This is a genomic window from Curvibacter sp. APW13 (assembly GCF_032337135.1).
GTDB lineage: Bacteria > Pseudomonadota > Gammaproteobacteria > Burkholderiales > Burkholderiaceae_C > Allorhodoferax.
This window is the reverse complement of the sequence record NZ_JAVXZZ010000007.1, coordinates 32,331-47,722: the sequence shown is the minus strand read 5'-3', so window position 1 is coordinate 47,722 and position 15,392 is coordinate 32,331. Positions and strand designations below refer to the sequence as shown.

General features: G+C 66.6%; 15 protein-coding genes. 2 read left to right on the top strand and 13 right to left on the bottom strand.

Annotated features, from left to right (window positions below; genetic code table 11):
- Window positions 1–3: 3 nt before the first annotated feature.
- The 5 genes from RQP54_RS19445 to RQP54_RS19425 are packed head-to-tail and all read right to left on the bottom strand — an operon-like array spanning window position 4 to window position 3,753.
- Entirely contained in the window at window positions 4–1,221 is a 1,218-nt protein-coding gene (locus RQP54_RS19445; RefSeq protein ID WP_315680216.1) for a PLP-dependent aminotransferase family protein, read from the bottom strand.
- Between the two features lie 36 nt (window positions 1,222–1,257).
- Window positions 1,258–1,587, bottom strand: a complete 330-nt coding sequence (locus RQP54_RS19440; RefSeq protein WP_315680215.1) for a DHCW motif cupin fold protein — start codon at window positions 1,585–1,587, stop codon at window positions 1,258–1,260.
- Window positions 1,588–1,593: 6 nt separating this feature from the next.
- Entirely contained in the window at window positions 1,594–2,190 is a 597-nt protein-coding gene (locus RQP54_RS19435; RefSeq protein WP_315680213.1) for a LysE family translocator, read from the bottom strand.
- A gap of 13 nt (window positions 2,191–2,203) precedes the next feature.
- Entirely contained in the window at window positions 2,204–3,118 is a 915-nt protein-coding gene (locus RQP54_RS19430) for a DMT family transporter (RefSeq protein WP_315680211.1), read from the bottom strand.
- On the bottom strand, window positions 3,115–3,753 hold the full coding sequence (locus RQP54_RS19425) for a LysE family translocator (RefSeq protein ID WP_409997592.1): 639 nt from the start codon (window positions 3,751–3,753) through the stop codon (window positions 3,115–3,117). Before RQP54_RS19425 ends, RQP54_RS19430 begins: the two co-directional genes overlap by 4 nt.
- A gap of 74 nt (window positions 3,754–3,827) precedes the next feature.
- On the opposite strand from RQP54_RS19425, the gene RQP54_RS19420 reads away from it, so the two are divergent.
- Window positions 3,828–5,291: a PLP-dependent aminotransferase family protein gene (locus tag RQP54_RS19420; protein WP_315680210.1), complete on the top strand. Its 1,464-nt coding sequence runs from the start codon at window positions 3,828–3,830 to the stop codon at window positions 5,289–5,291.
- Window positions 5,292–5,433: 142 nt separating this feature from the next.
- A complete protein-coding gene (locus tag RQP54_RS19415; RefSeq protein WP_315680208.1) occupies window positions 5,434–6,309 on the top strand; it encodes a hypothetical protein in 876 nt (291 codons plus the stop codon).
- A 30-nt stretch (window positions 6,310–6,339) separates the two neighbouring features.
- Here the strand turns inward: RQP54_RS19415 and RQP54_RS19410 are convergent, their stop codons facing one another.
- From RQP54_RS19410 to RQP54_RS19375, 8 genes are all read right to left on the bottom strand, one after another.
- A complete protein-coding gene (locus RQP54_RS19410; protein WP_315680206.1) occupies window positions 6,340–7,575 on the bottom strand; it encodes an HDOD domain-containing protein in 1,236 nt (411 codons plus the stop codon).
- A gap of 16 nt (window positions 7,576–7,591) precedes the next feature.
- Complete coding sequence (gene flgL / locus RQP54_RS19405) at window positions 7,592–8,869, bottom strand: flagellar hook-associated protein FlgL (RefSeq protein WP_315680205.1); 1,278 nt, start codon at window positions 8,867–8,869, stop codon at window positions 7,592–7,594.
- Window positions 8,870–8,883: 14 nt separating this feature from the next.
- On the bottom strand, window positions 8,884–10,845 hold the full coding sequence (flgK, locus tag RQP54_RS19400) for a flagellar hook-associated protein FlgK (RefSeq protein ID WP_315680204.1): 1,962 nt from the start codon (window positions 10,843–10,845) through the stop codon (window positions 8,884–8,886).
- 12 nt (window positions 10,846–10,857) lie between these two features.
- Window positions 10,858–11,832 carry a flagellar assembly peptidoglycan hydrolase FlgJ gene (gene flgJ / locus RQP54_RS19395; RefSeq protein WP_315680203.1) on the bottom strand — a complete coding sequence of 325 codons (975 nt, stop codon included), beginning with the start codon at window positions 11,830–11,832 and terminating at the stop codon, window positions 10,858–10,860.
- A gap of 1 nt (window position 11,833) precedes the next feature.
- Window positions 11,834–12,964: a flagellar basal body P-ring protein FlgI gene (locus RQP54_RS19390; RefSeq protein WP_315680202.1), complete on the bottom strand. Its 1,131-nt coding sequence runs from the start codon at window positions 12,962–12,964 to the stop codon at window positions 11,834–11,836.
- Between the two features lie 66 nt (window positions 12,965–13,030).
- On the bottom strand, window positions 13,031–13,735 hold the full coding sequence (locus RQP54_RS19385) for a flagellar basal body L-ring protein FlgH (protein ID WP_315680200.1): 705 nt from the start codon (window positions 13,733–13,735) through the stop codon (window positions 13,031–13,033).
- 23 nt (window positions 13,736–13,758) lie between these two features.
- A complete protein-coding gene (flgG, locus tag RQP54_RS19380; protein ID WP_315680198.1) occupies window positions 13,759–14,541 on the bottom strand; it encodes a flagellar basal-body rod protein FlgG in 783 nt (260 codons plus the stop codon).
- Between the two features lie 100 nt (window positions 14,542–14,641).
- Window positions 14,642–15,382: a flagellar basal body rod protein FlgF gene (locus RQP54_RS19375; RefSeq protein WP_315680197.1), complete on the bottom strand. Its 741-nt coding sequence runs from the start codon at window positions 15,380–15,382 to the stop codon at window positions 14,642–14,644.
- Window positions 15,383–15,392 lie beyond the last annotated feature (10 nt).

Here is a 15,392-nt window from a genome sequence, read left to right as displayed (position 1 = left end):
TTGTCAGCGGCCGCGCTGTTCGGCAATCGCCTGGGCCAATGCCGCCACACCGCGCTGGATCTCTTCCACGCTGGGGGTCACGAACGAGAGGCGCATGGCACGGGCGTCGCCCTGGCCGGCGTAGAACGGTGCGCCGGGCACAAAGGCCACACCCTTGTCCACCGCGTGGGGCAGCAGGTCCACGGCGTTCATGCCGGCGGGCAGGCGGGCCCACAGGAACATGCCACCGGCCGGGGTGTTCCAGGTTAGGGTGTCGTCGGGGTTGCCCCCTTGCGGGAAGTGCTGCGCCAGGCTGGCCAGCATGGCGTCGCGCTGGCCCTTGTACAGGGCGCGGATGGTGGGCACGTGGCGGTCGAGGAAACCGTCCTGCATCACCTCGAAAATCAGGCGCTGGTTGAAGCTGGGGCTGTGCAGGTCGGCGGCCTGCTTGGCCTGCAGCAGCTTGGGGTACACCGCCTTGGGCGCCACGATGAAGCCCATGCGCAGGCCCGGGGCCAACACCTTGGAGAACGATCCGAGGTAGATGCCTCCCTCGGGGTTGCGTGCGGTCAGCGGTGCGGCAGGCGCCTGCTCGAACCACAGGTCGCCATAGGGGTTGTCTTCCATGATGGGCAGCCCCGTGGCCTGGGCATGGGCGGCCAGCGCGGCGCGGCGTGCTTCGTTCATGGTGCGGCCGGTGGGGTTCTGGAAGTTGGGTAGCACGTACAGGAAGCGCGCGTCTGGCGTTTTCGAAGCAAGGTCTGCCATGTCCAGGCCCTCGTCGTCGCTGGCCACGCTGACCACGGTGGGCTCCATGGGCGTGAAGGCCATCACGGCACCGAGGTAGGTGGGCGACTCGACCAGTACGCGGCTTCCCGCATCGATCAGGATCTTGGCCACCAGGTCCAGGCCCTGCTGCGAGCCGGTGGTGATGAGCACCTGCGCCGGGTCTACCTTCCAGGGCACGCCGGCGGCCGCGCTCTGGCGGCCCAGCTGCTCGGCCACCAGTTCGCGCAGCGGACCATAGCCCTCGCTGGCGGCGTACTGCAGGGCGCCGCTGGGGTCCTTGGACAGTACCTTGGCGCAGGCGGCTTCGAACTCGGCCACGGGGAAGGTCTTGCTCGAGGGCAGGCCACCGGCAAAGCTGATGATGCCGGGGCGCTCCGTCACTTTCAGGATCTCGCGGATCACGGAAGGGTTCATCTTGGCAGCGCGTTCGGCGAGGGTCCAGTGGGGTGTCATGCAGGGCTCCTGGGAAAACAAGGGTTGGGCAAAGGGTCAGTCAACGATGAACAGGGTCGCACCCTGGGGGGCCGTCGAGCGGTGCGGTTCGGCATTGTCCGCCACCTGGTAGCTCATGCCGGGGCGCAGCACGAACTGGCGGCCGTCTTCAAGTTCGGTGTGCAATTCTCCCTGCAGGCACAGCAGGATATGGCCCTTGACGCACCAGTGGTCGGACACGTAGCCCGGGGTGTATTCCACCATGCGCACCCGCACCTCGCCGAACTGGCGCGTGCGCCACAGGGCGCGGCCCGCCAGGGCCGACTTTTCTTCGACCGGTACCTCGGACCAATCGGTGGTGCCAAACGGAATGTCGCGCAGTTGCATGGTGTTTCAGGTGAACAGGGGGTAGAGCGAGGCCACCAGGGCCAGGGCCATGGCGATGTTGAAGATGCGCAGGCGCAGCGGGTCCTGCAGCCACTGGCGCATGGCGCTGCCGAAGCCGGCCCACACCAGCACGCAGGGCGAGCCCACCACGGTCTGCACCGCAGCCAGTTGCAGGGTGCCCAGCCACCCGGCGTCAGGCGGCAGGTAGGTGCTCATGGCCGTGACTGCCATGACCCAGGCCTTGGGGTTGACCCACTGGAAGGCGCTGGCACCGAGGAAGGTCATGGGCTTCTCGGTTTCGCCTGCCGCAGAGAGGCCGCCGGTGGAGGTGGCGAGCTGCCAGGCCAGGTAGAGCATCCAGGCCGCGCCGACCCAGCGCATGGCGGTCAGCACCGCCGGGTGGTCGTGCAGGAGCGTGTGCAGACCCAGGCCCACGGCTACCAGCATGAAGGCAAAGCCCAGGCAGATGCCCAGCAGGTGGGGAATGGAGCGGCGCAGGCCAAAGCGCACGCCCGAGCTCAGGATCATGGTGTTGTTGGGGCCCGGGGTGATGTAGCTGGCCAGCGCGAACAGGCTGGCTGCGATCAGGGTGTCGGTGTTCATCGGTACGTGGTTCCTATTGGGCCAGGCGCTTGCCCACCAGTACCGTGGCGACCACGGCCAGGGCAAACAGGATGGTGCTGGCCTCCAGTGCCTCACCCAGCAGCGGCACGGCGGCCAGCATGCTCACGAAGGGTTGCAGAAGCTGCAGCTGGCTCACGCGCAGCGTGCCGCCCCAGGCCAGGCCGCGGTACCAGGCAAAGAACCCGGCCCACATGGAAAACACGCCCACGTAGGCCAGCCCGAGCCAACTGATGGGTGCCACAGGCTGCTGTGGCCAGGTCAGCAAGGCCCCGGGCAAGGACACCGGCAGCGCCATCAGGCAGACCCAGCAGATGACGCGCTCGGCCCCCAGCGCCGGGGTCACCTTGGCGCCGAACACGTAGCCCACCGCGGCCGATAGCACCGCCCCTACCAGCAAGGCGTCGGCCCATTCCAGCGCAAAGCCGTGGCCCTGCTGCGCGGCCCGCCAGAGCGAAAAGCCCAGCACCAGCACCGCGCCCAGCACGGCACAGACCCAGAAGCCCCAGCGTGCGCGCTGGTGCAGTACCCAGGCCGCCAGTGCGGCGGTGGCCAGCGGCAGCAGCGCCGTGAACACGGCGGCGTGGCCCGAGGGCACGTGGCGCAGCGCCCAGCCCAGCAGGACGGGAAAGCCCAGGGCGTTGCCCAGCATGGCCAGGAACAGCGGGCCGCGCTCTTCGGGCTTGGGCCAGCGCGAGCGCGTGGCCAGCAGGAACACGGCCGACAGGCCGGCCGCAATGACGGCGCGGGCGAAGGTGATGAACCAGGGCGACAGCTGGGGCGCAGCCACGGTGCCGGTGGCGAGGCGGGTCATGGGCAGGGTGACGGCAAAGACACAGATGCCCAGCAGACCCAGCCACAGGCCCCACAGGCGCTGGCGGTCGTCGGGTGCGATGGCGCGGCTTGTCATAGGGCGGCCATCCACAGGGCAGTGAACAGCAGCAGTGCGGCCATGCTGCGGTTGAAGCCGCGCAGCCGGGCGTAGCTGGGCTGGCCCTGGCGCAGCGGGCCGCTGAGCCAGTGGCGCAGGCCGCTGCCCAGCAGGGCGTAGGCGAGGTTGCTGCTGAAGGCGTAGGCCAGCATGACCGGCAGCACGGCGGCAAAACGGGCGGCACTGTTCGGCTGCCCGGCCAGCCACTGGGCAACCAGGGTCAGCGCCAGGGTCCAGGCCTTGATGTTGAGGAACTGCAGCGCCACGCCCTGGCCGAAGCCTACTTGCAATCGCGCGCCATCGGCCTGGGCCAGGGTGCGGCTACGGGCCAGCGAGGAGGCCAGCCACAGCAGGTAGGCGATGCCACCCCACTGGATGGTGCTGCGCAGCAGCGGCTGCGCCTGCACCAGTGCACCCAGGCCGGCGTAGCACAGGGCCAGCATCAGGCCCCAGCCCACCGGCACCGCCAGCACGAAGGGCAGGGCGGCGCGCAGCCCACGGTTGGCCGCCAGGGCGGTCGACAGCGTGGTGTTGGGGCCGGGTGTGAAGCTGGTGGCCGTGGCCAGCACCAGCAGCGCACCCCACTCCTGGGAGGACAGGGCAGCAAAGCTCATGGCACACACTGTAGTGGTATTGGCAGCACAGTTGCAGTACAGTTCGTGGAGACATTTTTGAAACTGTATCGCTTATGCCGGTAGCACAGACCCCGCCCGAGACCCTGGCCGCGTTGCTCAAGACATCGACCCAGACGCTGACCGAGCAGCTGGCGGGGCGCTTTGCCCAGCGCATCCGCGACCGCCTGCTGGCGCCGGGGGCGCGCCTGCCTTCGGTGCGCCAGTGTGCGCGCCAGCAGGGCGTGAGCCCGTCCACCGTGGTGGGGGCCTACGACCAGCTGCTGGCCCAGGGCCTGGTGGAAGCGCGCAAGAATCGTGGCTTTTATGTGCGTGAATCGGGTGTGGCCCAGGTAGAACCTGCGCAGGCAGCTATGCATTCCATAGCGACTGGCGCGCCGGTGCGGGCGCCGAACCGCCCGCCGCTGAGTGCTACCGCCTTGATCCGGGGCATGTTCCATGGCGTCAGCGGCAAGCCGCAGCCGGGGCTGGGGGTGCTGCCGCAAGACTGGCTGGAGACCAGCTTCCTGTCCACCGCCGTGCGCCGCAGCTGCAGCGTGGAGGCGCTCAATGCGTTCTCGCTGCAGTACGGCGAACCCGCGGGCGACCTGGGCCTGCGCCGCGCACTGTCGACCAAGCTGGCGGCGCTGTCGGTGCAGGCAGCGCCGCAGCAGATCATCACCACCGTGGGTGCCACCCATGCGCTCGACGTGGTCAGCCGTACCCTGCTGCGCGCCGGCGACTACGTGATGGTGGAAGAACCCGGCTGGGCGGTGGAGTTCGCGCGACTGCAGGCCCTGGGCATGCGCATCCTGCCGGTGCCGCGGCGTGCCGACGGCCCCGACCTGGAGGTGATGGCGCGCTATGCCCAGGAACACGCCCCGAAGCTGTTCGTGAGCGTGAGCGTGCTGCACAACCCGACCGGCTACTGCCTGCAGCCCTCGAGCGCCTACCGCGTGCTGCAGCTGGCCCAGCAGTACGACTTCCACATCGTCGAGGACGACACCTACTGCCACTTCGCGCCGGACCATGCGCCGCGCCTGAGCGCGCTTGACGGCCTGCAGCGCACCATCTACGTCAGCGGCTTTGCCAAGATCCTGGCGCCGAACTGGCGCGTGGGCTACCTGGCCGCGCCCACCGCCCTGGTGGAGCGGCTGGTGGACACCAAGATGTTGTGCACGCTGACCACGCCCGCCCTGCTGGAAAAGTCACTGGCCTGGTGCATCGAACAGGGCCAGCTGCGCCGCCATTCCGAGCGCATCCGCGTGCGGCTGGATGCGGCCAGGCAACGCAGCGCCACGCTGGCCCGCAGCCACGGCTGCCAGTTCGTGGCCGAACCGGCCGGCCTGTTCGGCTGGGTCGAAACCGGGGTCGACACCGAAGCCTTGAGCCAGCGCATGCTCGACGAGGGCTACCTGCTGGCCCCCGGCGCGCTGTTCCATGCCCACCGCACACCCAGCAGCCTGATGCGCATCAACTTCGCCACCACCCAGGACGCACAGTTCTGGGACACGCTGGCGCGGCGACGGGACGAAATGTAGGTTGGGGGCAACAGTAGCGCTGGGAGTGGTCTCCGGCGTCGTTACACTGCCTGCGCCATCTGACGGCCTGATGCTGTCGGAGAGAGCCGGTGCACCGGCCGGAGCGGTCGCTGGAAAGGGGGGTTGAGGATGCTCAATCCGAGTGAACTTCAAACGGTCGGGACGTCCGACATCGATTCATATGAAAAAACTTCTTGCGGCCTTCTCCATGGCCGCCCTGTGTGTCAGTGCATTTGCGGCTGGTGCAGACGAACTGTTTCCGAACAACAAGTTCCGGGCTTACCAGACCTATGAGGCGCTGGGTCCCGCTGCCACCATCGGTGGGCGCGCCATCTACAAGGGTGGGCGTAACTGGCAGATTGCCGACCTGGCGGACTTCGTCAACAACATGAATGTGATGATCGGGCGAGTGATCCTCGTCAGCCCCCACAATGGCGAGTACTTCCTTGAAATGGCCATCACCTCGTCGATGTCCAGTGGTTCGGAGGATGGTTATTTCTCCGCCAACGTCTGCAATCCGGCCATCCCGCATGCGCTGCGGGTCAACAAGGTTTCCGGACATAACGACAACTGTCTCATCGTCAGCCACCAGACACGCAGCATCTACAACCAGCCGGTTCCCGGACTGCAGGTAATTGTCCGGAACTCCAAGTCCAACTGGCGGCTCTATGAAGTGCGTTTGTTTATCAACCTGGCTTTGGTGGGCTTCCCCAATTCAACCCCTGAAGAGTGGAACTCGGGTGGTGTCGAAAAGGACCCTGCACGGCGACAGTTCGTCGACAACATGGAAAAATGGGCCAGGGCTTTGCAGAGTGGCGTCGACAGTGCCATTGACTACAGCAAACCTGCCCAAGCGTTTGGCGCGGTTCCGGATATCGAGACGGTATTCAAGCCCCTGACAGCTCCGGTTGGCGTTGCCGCTGTGCGCTACGGCAAAACACCCAATACCTCGATCGACTACGTCTACTGCCCTGCCTTGGAGCGGATGATCGATTCGGCGCAGGAAACCTGCCGTTGAGTCAGGCCTGAAGCCTGCCCGTCGCGCACGTCAGTGCGCGGCTCCAGCCAGGGCCCGCAGCAAGGCCCGGTTGGCGGCTTCCAGGGCCACGTCGTGGGCGCGGCAGACCTCGCGGATCATGCCGGTGTGGCTGGATTCGAGTGCCGTGGCCACTTCGAGCCAAGGCGCGTAGGGCCCGGTCTGGCCCAGGATGGCGGATTCGACGCGGCCGCTGAGCGGCAAGCGGGCCATGGCGTTGCCCAGGGGTTCGCCCAGCAGCAGGTCCATCTGCGAGAACAGTCCGCACAGGAAGACCTCGCGGCGCAACTCTTCCTCGGCACCGGCTTCGCACAGGAATTCCATGGTGCGGGCACGCAGCACCATGGAAAAGCGCACCGGAACCAGGTTCGGGTCGCTGTTGGCGTGCGGCAGCTGGGCCAGCAGCCATTCGCGCAGGCGGCTCAGGCCCACGGCCATGAGACCCGGGCGCACGCTGTCGATGCCGCGTTGCAGGCCCATGGCGGCCGAGTTCATCCATCGCAGGAAGCGGTAGGTCAGCAGGGGTTCCTGCCCGAGCAGCTGCTCGATCCGTTCCAGCGAGGCATCGTCGTCCAGGGCCCGCATCAGGGCAAGGATGGCGTCCTGCGCGGGCAGGATCTGGCGGTAGCGGTACTGGTGCAGCACCTCTTCGGCGGGCCAGCCCACCACGGCGGCGGCGCCTTGCTGGTCCAGGGCGTGCTCCACCAGGGAGGGTGTGGCCAAGCCTTCGTAGACTACGCCACGCTGCAGCGGACTGCCTGCGCCGCCATCGGGAGCGAACCCGGGGTCGTGGTGCTGGCGCAGGGCACAACGCAAGGCCTGCAGCGATTCCTGGGGCGAAAGCGCCCGCAGCTCCTGGCTGAACCAAGACGCGTGCTGGGCGGGCATGCGGGCCCCGGGCTGGCCATGCCACACCAGTGCGGTGCCGCGTCCGTGGGCCGCGCGCACGCGGCCGGCCAGCAGCGCGTCGGCCAACAGTTCGGGGTGGATGATGAGTCCGATGCCGGGAACAGCCGCATGGTCGAGCAGTGACAGCAGCAGGGGCTCGTTGCGCACGTGAAGCCACAGCGGGCGTTGGCCACTGAAGGGGTAGTTGTCGCCCAGGGCCTGCAGCAGGTGGGTCGCGTCCACTGCGCTGTGCTGGGGGGCGTCGACCCAGAGCCGGTAGCCGCTGATGCGGCGCAGCCGGTTCCACTGGGGCTCGAACCCCAGGGTCACATTGCCCAGCACGGATGGCGTCGACGGCATGGTCTGCCCTGCGTTCTCAGCTCAGGAAGTTGAACAGCGAGAGCTTCTGCACCTGGGCATACGACTGCAGCGCCGCCTGGTAGCCGGTCTGCTGGTTCTGGAAGTCGGACACGCCCTTGATCATGTCCAGGTCCTCGGCACGCGAGCGGTCGGCTTCGAGCTGTACGCTGCGCAGCTCCTGGTTGCTGCCGATGCGGTCGGCGCGGTTGAGCAGGTCGCCAGCGATGCCGCGCACGGCGTTGATGCGGCCCATGCCGATGTCGATGTTGTTCAGCGCCTGGCCCACGGCCTGGGCAGCGGCATTGCCGTTGACGGCACCGCCGATGTCCCGGATGGCATCGTCGAGCACGCTGAAGATGCTGGGGCTGGTCTTGAGGGTGATGGTGTCGCCGACCAGCGGGGTACCTGTCACCGTCACGTCCAGGCTCATGCCGGGGATGTCGGTCACGGTGAAGGTCGCCGGCGACTTGGCCGTGGGGTAGCTGGCGGGGGTGGTGGCCAGCGGATTGCCCAGGCTGTCGGTGAGGCTGTAGTTCACGACGGTGGTGCCGGGGGTGGTGGTAGTGTCCACCGACTGCACCTGCAACGTGTAGCCTAGGCCGGTGAGCAGGCTGTTGTTGGTGACCGAGACCGGGCTGGTCTGCAGCGTGCGGCTGGGGTCGATGTAGCCCGCCGGCGAGTTGGTCACGGAGACGTTGTAGGCGCCGTCACGCTGGGTCTGCAGCATGAAGGCGCTTTCGCCATCGAGTGCAGCCGGAATGGCGGTCTCGCTCGAAGCCGGTGCGCCGGGCAAACCCTGGAATTGGTAGTCGGGCCCCGGTACGGTGGGTTGCGGGCCCGAGAAGGGGCTCTGCGCGCTGCCCAGGGCTGCAAACAAGGGTTGGCCGTTGTTGTCCTTGCGGTTGGCGTAGGACAGGATCTGTTCGCGCAGCCCGGTGAGTTCCACGGCGATGGTCTTGCGCTCCGAGGCCGTGAGGGTGGCACTGCCAGCGTTCACCGTCAGTTCACGGAAACGCTGCAGCGCATCGGTCACGTCACCGAGGGTGCTCTCGGCCACCGAGATGGTGTTCTTCTGGGCTTCGAGTGCACGCTGGTCGGCCGCGATGCGGGCCAGGCGCGTGAGCGAGCGTTCGGCTTGCGCCGCCGCGGTGGGGTCGTCGCTGGCCTTGAGCACGCGCTTGCCGGATGTCAGGTTTTCCTGCAGCGTGGCGAGCTGGCTCTGGCGCGTGGTGAGGGTGCGCACGACGTTGTCGTAGGCGTTGGAGAAGCCCATCCGGGCGTTGTTCACGGGCATGGTTCACCTCACTTTCAGCGTGTCATGCCTTGGATCAGGGTGTCGAAGATGTTCTGCGCGATCTGGATCACCTTGGCCGAAGCCTGGTAGGCCTGCTGGTACTGGATCAGCCGCGCGGCCTCTTCGTCCAGGTTCACACCCGAGACCGCGGTGCGTTCCTTTTCCACGTTGGCGGCAATGGAGCCCGATACCTGCGAGGCATAGGTGGCGCTCTGGGTGCGGATGCCGATCTGCGAGATCATGCTGGCGAAACCATCGGTCAACGGCGCCTGGTCGAACAGGGCCTTGTCGCGCAGGGCGGTGAGCGCCGTGGCGTTGCCGGCGTTGAGGCGGAAGTCCACGCCCTTGTTCTGCAGCGGGTCCTTGATGTCGATGATCTGGAAGGTGTCACCGGTCTGTGCCGCGCCCTGCAAGGTGAAGGTCCAGCCGGTGCCGGTGCCGTTGGCGTTGATCGCTTGGCCCGGCGTGTAGGTGTAGCTGGTGGCGCCGGTGTCGCTGCGGGTGTAGGTGGTGGCGCTGGTGAACGTGAAGGTGACCGGTGTGGGCAGCGACATCGGCGAAGTCAATGCCGTGAGGCTCACCAGCTTGAGGCTTCCCTTGTTGGTAGTGCCCATGAGTCCGGCCACGGGGCTGGCCACGGCCAGGTTGCGCGGCGTGGAGAACACGCTGTCGATGTTGCTGGCCGAGGTGGCAAACGGCTTGATCAGGAAGCGGTCGCCAGGTTGTGGCGTGGTGGGTGCCGTGGCTCCCGCCGAGACGAAGATGTCCAGTCCGTCGACATTGGCCAGCGCACCCGAGGCGGGCGCAGGCGATTGCGGGAAGGTGTAGACCTTGCCGTCCGACTTGCGCGTGATGGTGCCGTCGGTGGTGGAACTGAAGGTGACTTCGTAGTCGGATGCCGCGAACTGGGTCGGATCGGTGATGGCCAGCGTGAGCGAACCGGTGGTCTGGTTTCCCGCGGCGTTCAATACGTTCTGCGGCGTATTGATGTTGATCGGGGTGAACAGGTCGCCACCGAAATTGCCGTCGAGGTCCAGCCCCAGGCGGTGCTGGGCATTCATCTCGGTGCTGATCGCCAGGGTCAGGCGCCCGAGCAGGTTGCGGCCTTCGATCAGGTCGCTGTTCTGGAAGCGCAGCAGGCCCGAGACTTCGCCGCCACCGAGGGCATTCTCGTCCAGCGTGATGGTCTGGTTGCCCTGGGTGATGGCCAGCTTGCTCTTGAGGGTGTCGCCGAATTCGTCATCCACCAGCGATACCGGGGATGCCGTGTTGCCCAGCACCAAGGCCTGGCTGCCGGCCAGGAAGATGCCGACCGTGCCGTCGTCGGCGGCGATGGATGTGGTCTGCACGTACTGGTTGAGTTCGCGCACCAGCTGGTCGCGCCGGTCCAGCAGGTCATTGGGAGACTGGCCGGTGCCCAGGGCGCGGGCAATCTCGTCATTCACTTCGGCAATGCCCTGGGCCAGGGTGTTGACGGCATCCACCTTCTGGCTGAGCTCCTGCTTGACGGCGCTTTGCAGTTCGTCCAGGCTTTGCGCGGCCGAGCGCATGCGCGAGGCAGTCTCGTCAATGCGCGTCAGTGCCACGGTACGCGCCGTCAGGTCGGTCGGTGCGCTGGCCACGTCCGAGAAGGCATTGAGCATGTCGGTGATCGACGCGCCCAGCCCGTCCTTGCCGCCGGGAAAGATGCCTTCGAGCTGGGTCAGCTTGTCGGCGCGTGCCGTGTCGCCCGCGCTCACGGCGGTCGTCATGGCAGCCTGGCGGGTCAGGAAGGCGCTGAAATTGCGCTGGATGGTCTGGATGTCGACGCCCTTGCCGAGGTAGCCGCCGCCGGTGTACTGCCCTTCCACCTGGCGCATGACCACACTCTGGCGCGAGTAGCCGGGCGTGTTGACGTTGGCAATGTTGTTGCCGGTGGTCTGCAGCGCCACCTGGTTGGCCTGCAGTGCGCGGGTACCGATATTGAGGACGCTCATGGCCTACCCCGCTCAGGTCTGCACCCTGCGCAGGTGCAGGGTGGTGTTGATGGCACGGCTGAGCTTGGCCGCGTACTCGGGGTCGGTGGCGTAGCCGGCCTTCTGCAGACCCGAGGCGAAGGCCTGGGCTGTCTTGCCCTGGCTGCGCACCTTCTCGTAGCGAGGGCTTTCGGAAATGAGCTTGGCGTAGTCGGCAAAGGCTTCGTCATAGGAGCCGTAGGCACGGAACTTGGCAACCTTCTTCTGCGCCACGCCGTCCACATACTCGGTGGTCGTGACCTCGGCCACCTTGCCCTTCCAGCTGGCGCCGGCCTTGATGCCGAACAGGTTGTGCGCCGACTGGCCGTTCTTGAGCTTGATCTCGTGCTTGCCCCAGCCCGACTCGTGCCCGGCCTGGCCGATCATGAAGCTGGCGGGGATGCCGGTGGCGGCCTCGACCTTGTTGGCGATTTCGGAGTGCTTGCGCACGAAGTCGGCCTGGGTTTCGGTCGGCGCCTTCTTGAGCTTGGGCGCCACACCATCGAGTGCCGAGCTGAGCTTGCGTGCCTTGGCGGCGATGTCGCTGGCGTTGCGCTCCAGGCTGGAGAGGCTGTTGCTGGCACCCAGCGCCAGGGTGTCGGGAATGCCATCGGCACCCGCCGCATTCATGTCCACGCCCATCTGCTGCGCCAACTGCTTGGCGATCAGCTCGCCCAAGCCGCCCTTCTGGCCCGACATGGCGATGGACAGCTGCTGGTCGTACATGTCGGTGCCCAGCTTGGTGCCCTCGTTTTCCAGCATGCCGGTCTGCTGCGTGGCGTCGCGCATGCTCTTGATGAGCTCGCGCATGAACAGCGACTCGAACTGCTTGGCGGTTTCGCGGATCGACTCGGGCGTGGCCTTGCTGGCATCGGCCTTCAGGGCGCTGAGGTTGCGTCCATCGACAGCCAGACCACCATAGGTGCTGACCGTGGAGTTCATCGGACCGTAGATCGGATCGAGGGCCATGTCAGATTACCTCCAACTCGGCGTTCAGGGCGCCGGCCGACTTGATGGCCTGAAGGATTGCCAGCAGGTCCTGCGGGCTGGCCCCCAGTGCATTGAGCGCATTGACCACGTCGGTCAGCTGCGCGGCGGCGGGCAGCTGGATCAGCTTGCCCTTGTCCTGCTTGATGTCGATGGATGCCTTCTCACTCACCACGGTCTGGCCACCGGAAAGGGGCCCCGGCTGGCTGACGACCGGCGTGGACGAAATGCTGATCGACAGGTTGCCGTGGGCGACGGCGCACGGCCCCAGGGTTACGGCCTGGTTGAGCACGATGGAGCCGGTGCGCGAGTTGATGATGACCTTGGCGGCACCGATGGACGACTCCACCGGCAGCTCTTCCATCTCGGCGATGAAGGCCACGCGCTCGTTGGGGCTCATCGGCGCCTTGACTTCGACCGAACGGCCATCGAGCGCGCGCGCCAAGCCCGGACCGAACTTGCGGTTGATCGCTTCGGCCACGCGCCGGGCCATCTGGAAGTCCGAGGCATTGAGGCTCAGGTTGACGGTATTGCCTTCCTGCAGGGCGGTGGGCACCGATCGCTCAACCTGCGCCCCCTGCGGGATGCGGCCGACGCTGAGGTGGTTCACGGTGACCTTGCTGCCGCCAGCGGCAGCGCCGGCACCAGCCACGATCAGGTTGCCCTGGGCCAGCGCGTAGACCTCGCCATCGGCACCCTTGAGGGGCGTGGCGATGAGGGTGCCGCCCTTGAGCGACTTGGCATTGCCCATCGAGGAGACGTTCACGTCCAGGGTTTGCCCGGGGCGTGCAAAGGCCGGCAACTGGGTGGTGACCAGCACGGCTGCGACGTTCTTCATCTGCAACTGGCTCAGCGCCTGGGCCGAGAGGGTGATGCCCAGTTGCTGCAGGTAGTTGGCGAGGCCCTGGGAGGTGTAGGGCAGCTGGGTGGTCTGGTCCCCGGTGCCGTCCAGGCCGACCACCAGGCCAAAGCCGGTGAGCTGGTTGGAGCGCACGCCTTCAATGGCGGCGATTTCCTTGATGCGCGCGGCGTGGGCCGGTCCCGAGATGGCGGCAAAAACCGCCAACCCCAGCACCAGGGCCAGGGTCTTGGAGAAAGCGGTTCGAGTGTTCATGTGCAGAGTCGGTAGCGGGGCGGACCCGACCGGATCCTCTACCCCTCGGCACAATTCTGGAGAACTTTAGAACGGGTTAAAGCTCAAAAAGAAACGGGAAAGCCAGCCAACTGTCTGGGCCTCGTTCTGGGCACCCCGGCCTTTGGATTCGACGCGCACGTTGGCGACCTGGGTCGAGCTGATGACCGAACCCGGCTGCAGCTGGCGCGGGTCCACCGTGCCGGTGAAGCGCATCACGTCCACATTCTGGTTCACGCCGATCTGCTTCTCGCCGGCTACCAGCAGGTGTCCGTTGGGCAGCACTTCCATCACCGTGGCGGTGATCGAGCCGGTGAAGGTGTTGGTGGCGGCGGTGCCACCCTTGCCCGAGAAGTTGTTGTCGGTCTTGACCGCCATGTTCAGGTTGTTCAGGTCTGGCCCCAGGATGCCCGGCACCGGCGGCGTGGTGATGGTGTTGGCGGCCGAGGTGTTGCGGTTCACGGTGGAGCTGGTCACCTGGCTGGCGGTCACGGCCTCGACGATGTTGATGGTGACGGTGTCACCCACCAGCCGTGCGCGGCGGTCTTCGAAGGCCGGCCGGTAGGTGGCGTTGCTGTAGATGCTTCCGGTGGCCGGACGGGGCTGTGCGGCCACCGGTATCACCGGCTGGGGGCGCACTTCGGCGAAGTCGACCTTGGCCGGCGGCGGCATGGAGCTGCAGGCACCGAGCAATGCTGCGGCCGACAGAAAGAGGCCAAATCGGGCTGTAGCCCAGGTGGAATGTGCGTACATAGCTAGCGTTTCCATAGCGACACTCAGAGCTGGCCGAGTTTCTGCAGCATCTGGTCCGAAGTCTGTACGGCCTTGGAGTTCATCTCATAGGCGCGCTGGGTCTGGATCATGGACACCAGCTCCTGCACCACGTTGACGTTCGAGGTCTCCACATAGCCCTGCATCAGCATGCCCAGGCCGTTGCTGTTGGGTGTGCCCACGGTGGGCTGGCCGGAGGCAGCGCTTTCCTGGTAGATGTTCTGGCCCTTGGGCTCCAGACCGGCCGGGTTGATGAAGCTGGCCGTGGTGATGGTGCCGATGTTTTGTGGCGCCACAGTGCCCGGCACCTGGGCGGTGACGATGCCGTCCTGCCCGATGCTGATGCTGGTGGCGTTGGCCGGCACGGTGATGCCGCCGGCCACCACCAGACCGCTGTTGGTGACGATGCGGCCCTGGTTGTCGAGCTGGAACGAACCGTCACGCGTGTAGCCGATGGTGCCGTCGGGCATGGTGACCTGGAAGAAGCCGTTGCCCTGGATCGCCACGTCCAGCGTGCGGGTGGATTGCTGCACGTTGCCCTGGGAGAAGGTGCGGCTGGTGGCCACGGTGCGCACGCCCAGACCGATCTGCAGGCCTGTGGGCAGGGTGGATTGCTCGGTCACGGAGGAGCCGACCTGGCGCAGGTTCTGGTACATCAGGTCCTCGAACACCGCCTGCGAACGCTTGAAGCCGTTGGTCGAGACGTTGGCGAGGTTGTTCGAGATGACGTCCAGCTGCATCTGCTGGGCTTCCATGCCGGTCTTGGAGATCCACAGGGAATTGATCATGTCATGCCTCCTGGAGAGCCGCCTCAAGGGAGGCATGCGCCCCCTCGGGGGGCAGCGAATGGATATGAGCGTGGGGGTTCACAGCTGTTTCCTTTCAGGGTCAGCCTTGCAGGCCGAGCAGCTGCCCGGCGGAGCGGTCGTTGGATTCGGCGGTCTGCAGCAGGCGCATCTGCGCTTCGAACTGGCGCGCGGTCTGGATCATGCCCACCATCTGCTCGATGGCGTTCACGTTCGATCCTTCGAGCACGCCCACCTGGACGCGGGCGTTGTCATCGTTGACAGCGGGTTCGCCGGAGAGGGTGCGGAACAGCCCGTCGTCACCGCGGCGGAACGGATCTTCGGGGTCCTGCGTCACCAGCTTGAGCTTGCCGATCGGGTTGGCGGGCTGGTTGCCGACCTTCGCGGTCAGCACGCCATCCTGGCCGATCGAGATGGCGGCACCGGGGGGGGCGACCAGCGTGGCGCCGTCGCTGGAGAGTACCGGCAGGCCGTTGCCGGTGGTGATGGTGCCATCGGTGCTGACCTCGAAATGGCCGTTGCGCGTATAGGCCTCGTTGCCGTCGAGCCCTTGTACGCCGAACCAGGCATTGCCCATGGCCATGGCGTCCATGCTGCGGTCGGTGCGCATGGCCGCGCCAGGGCGGTCGCTGTAGCCGGAATTGGCTTCCAGCGCAAACACGCGGGTGGTGGCGCCCTCGCCGCGCAGCGGTACGGCGCGGTAGGTTGCCAGTTGCTGGCGAAAGCCGTTGGTCGAGACGTTGGCCAGGTTGTTGGCGATGACCGACTGGCGGTTGGCTGCCGCCGTGGCACCGGTCATTGCGGTGTAGATCAGTCGGTCCATTGCGGTCTCC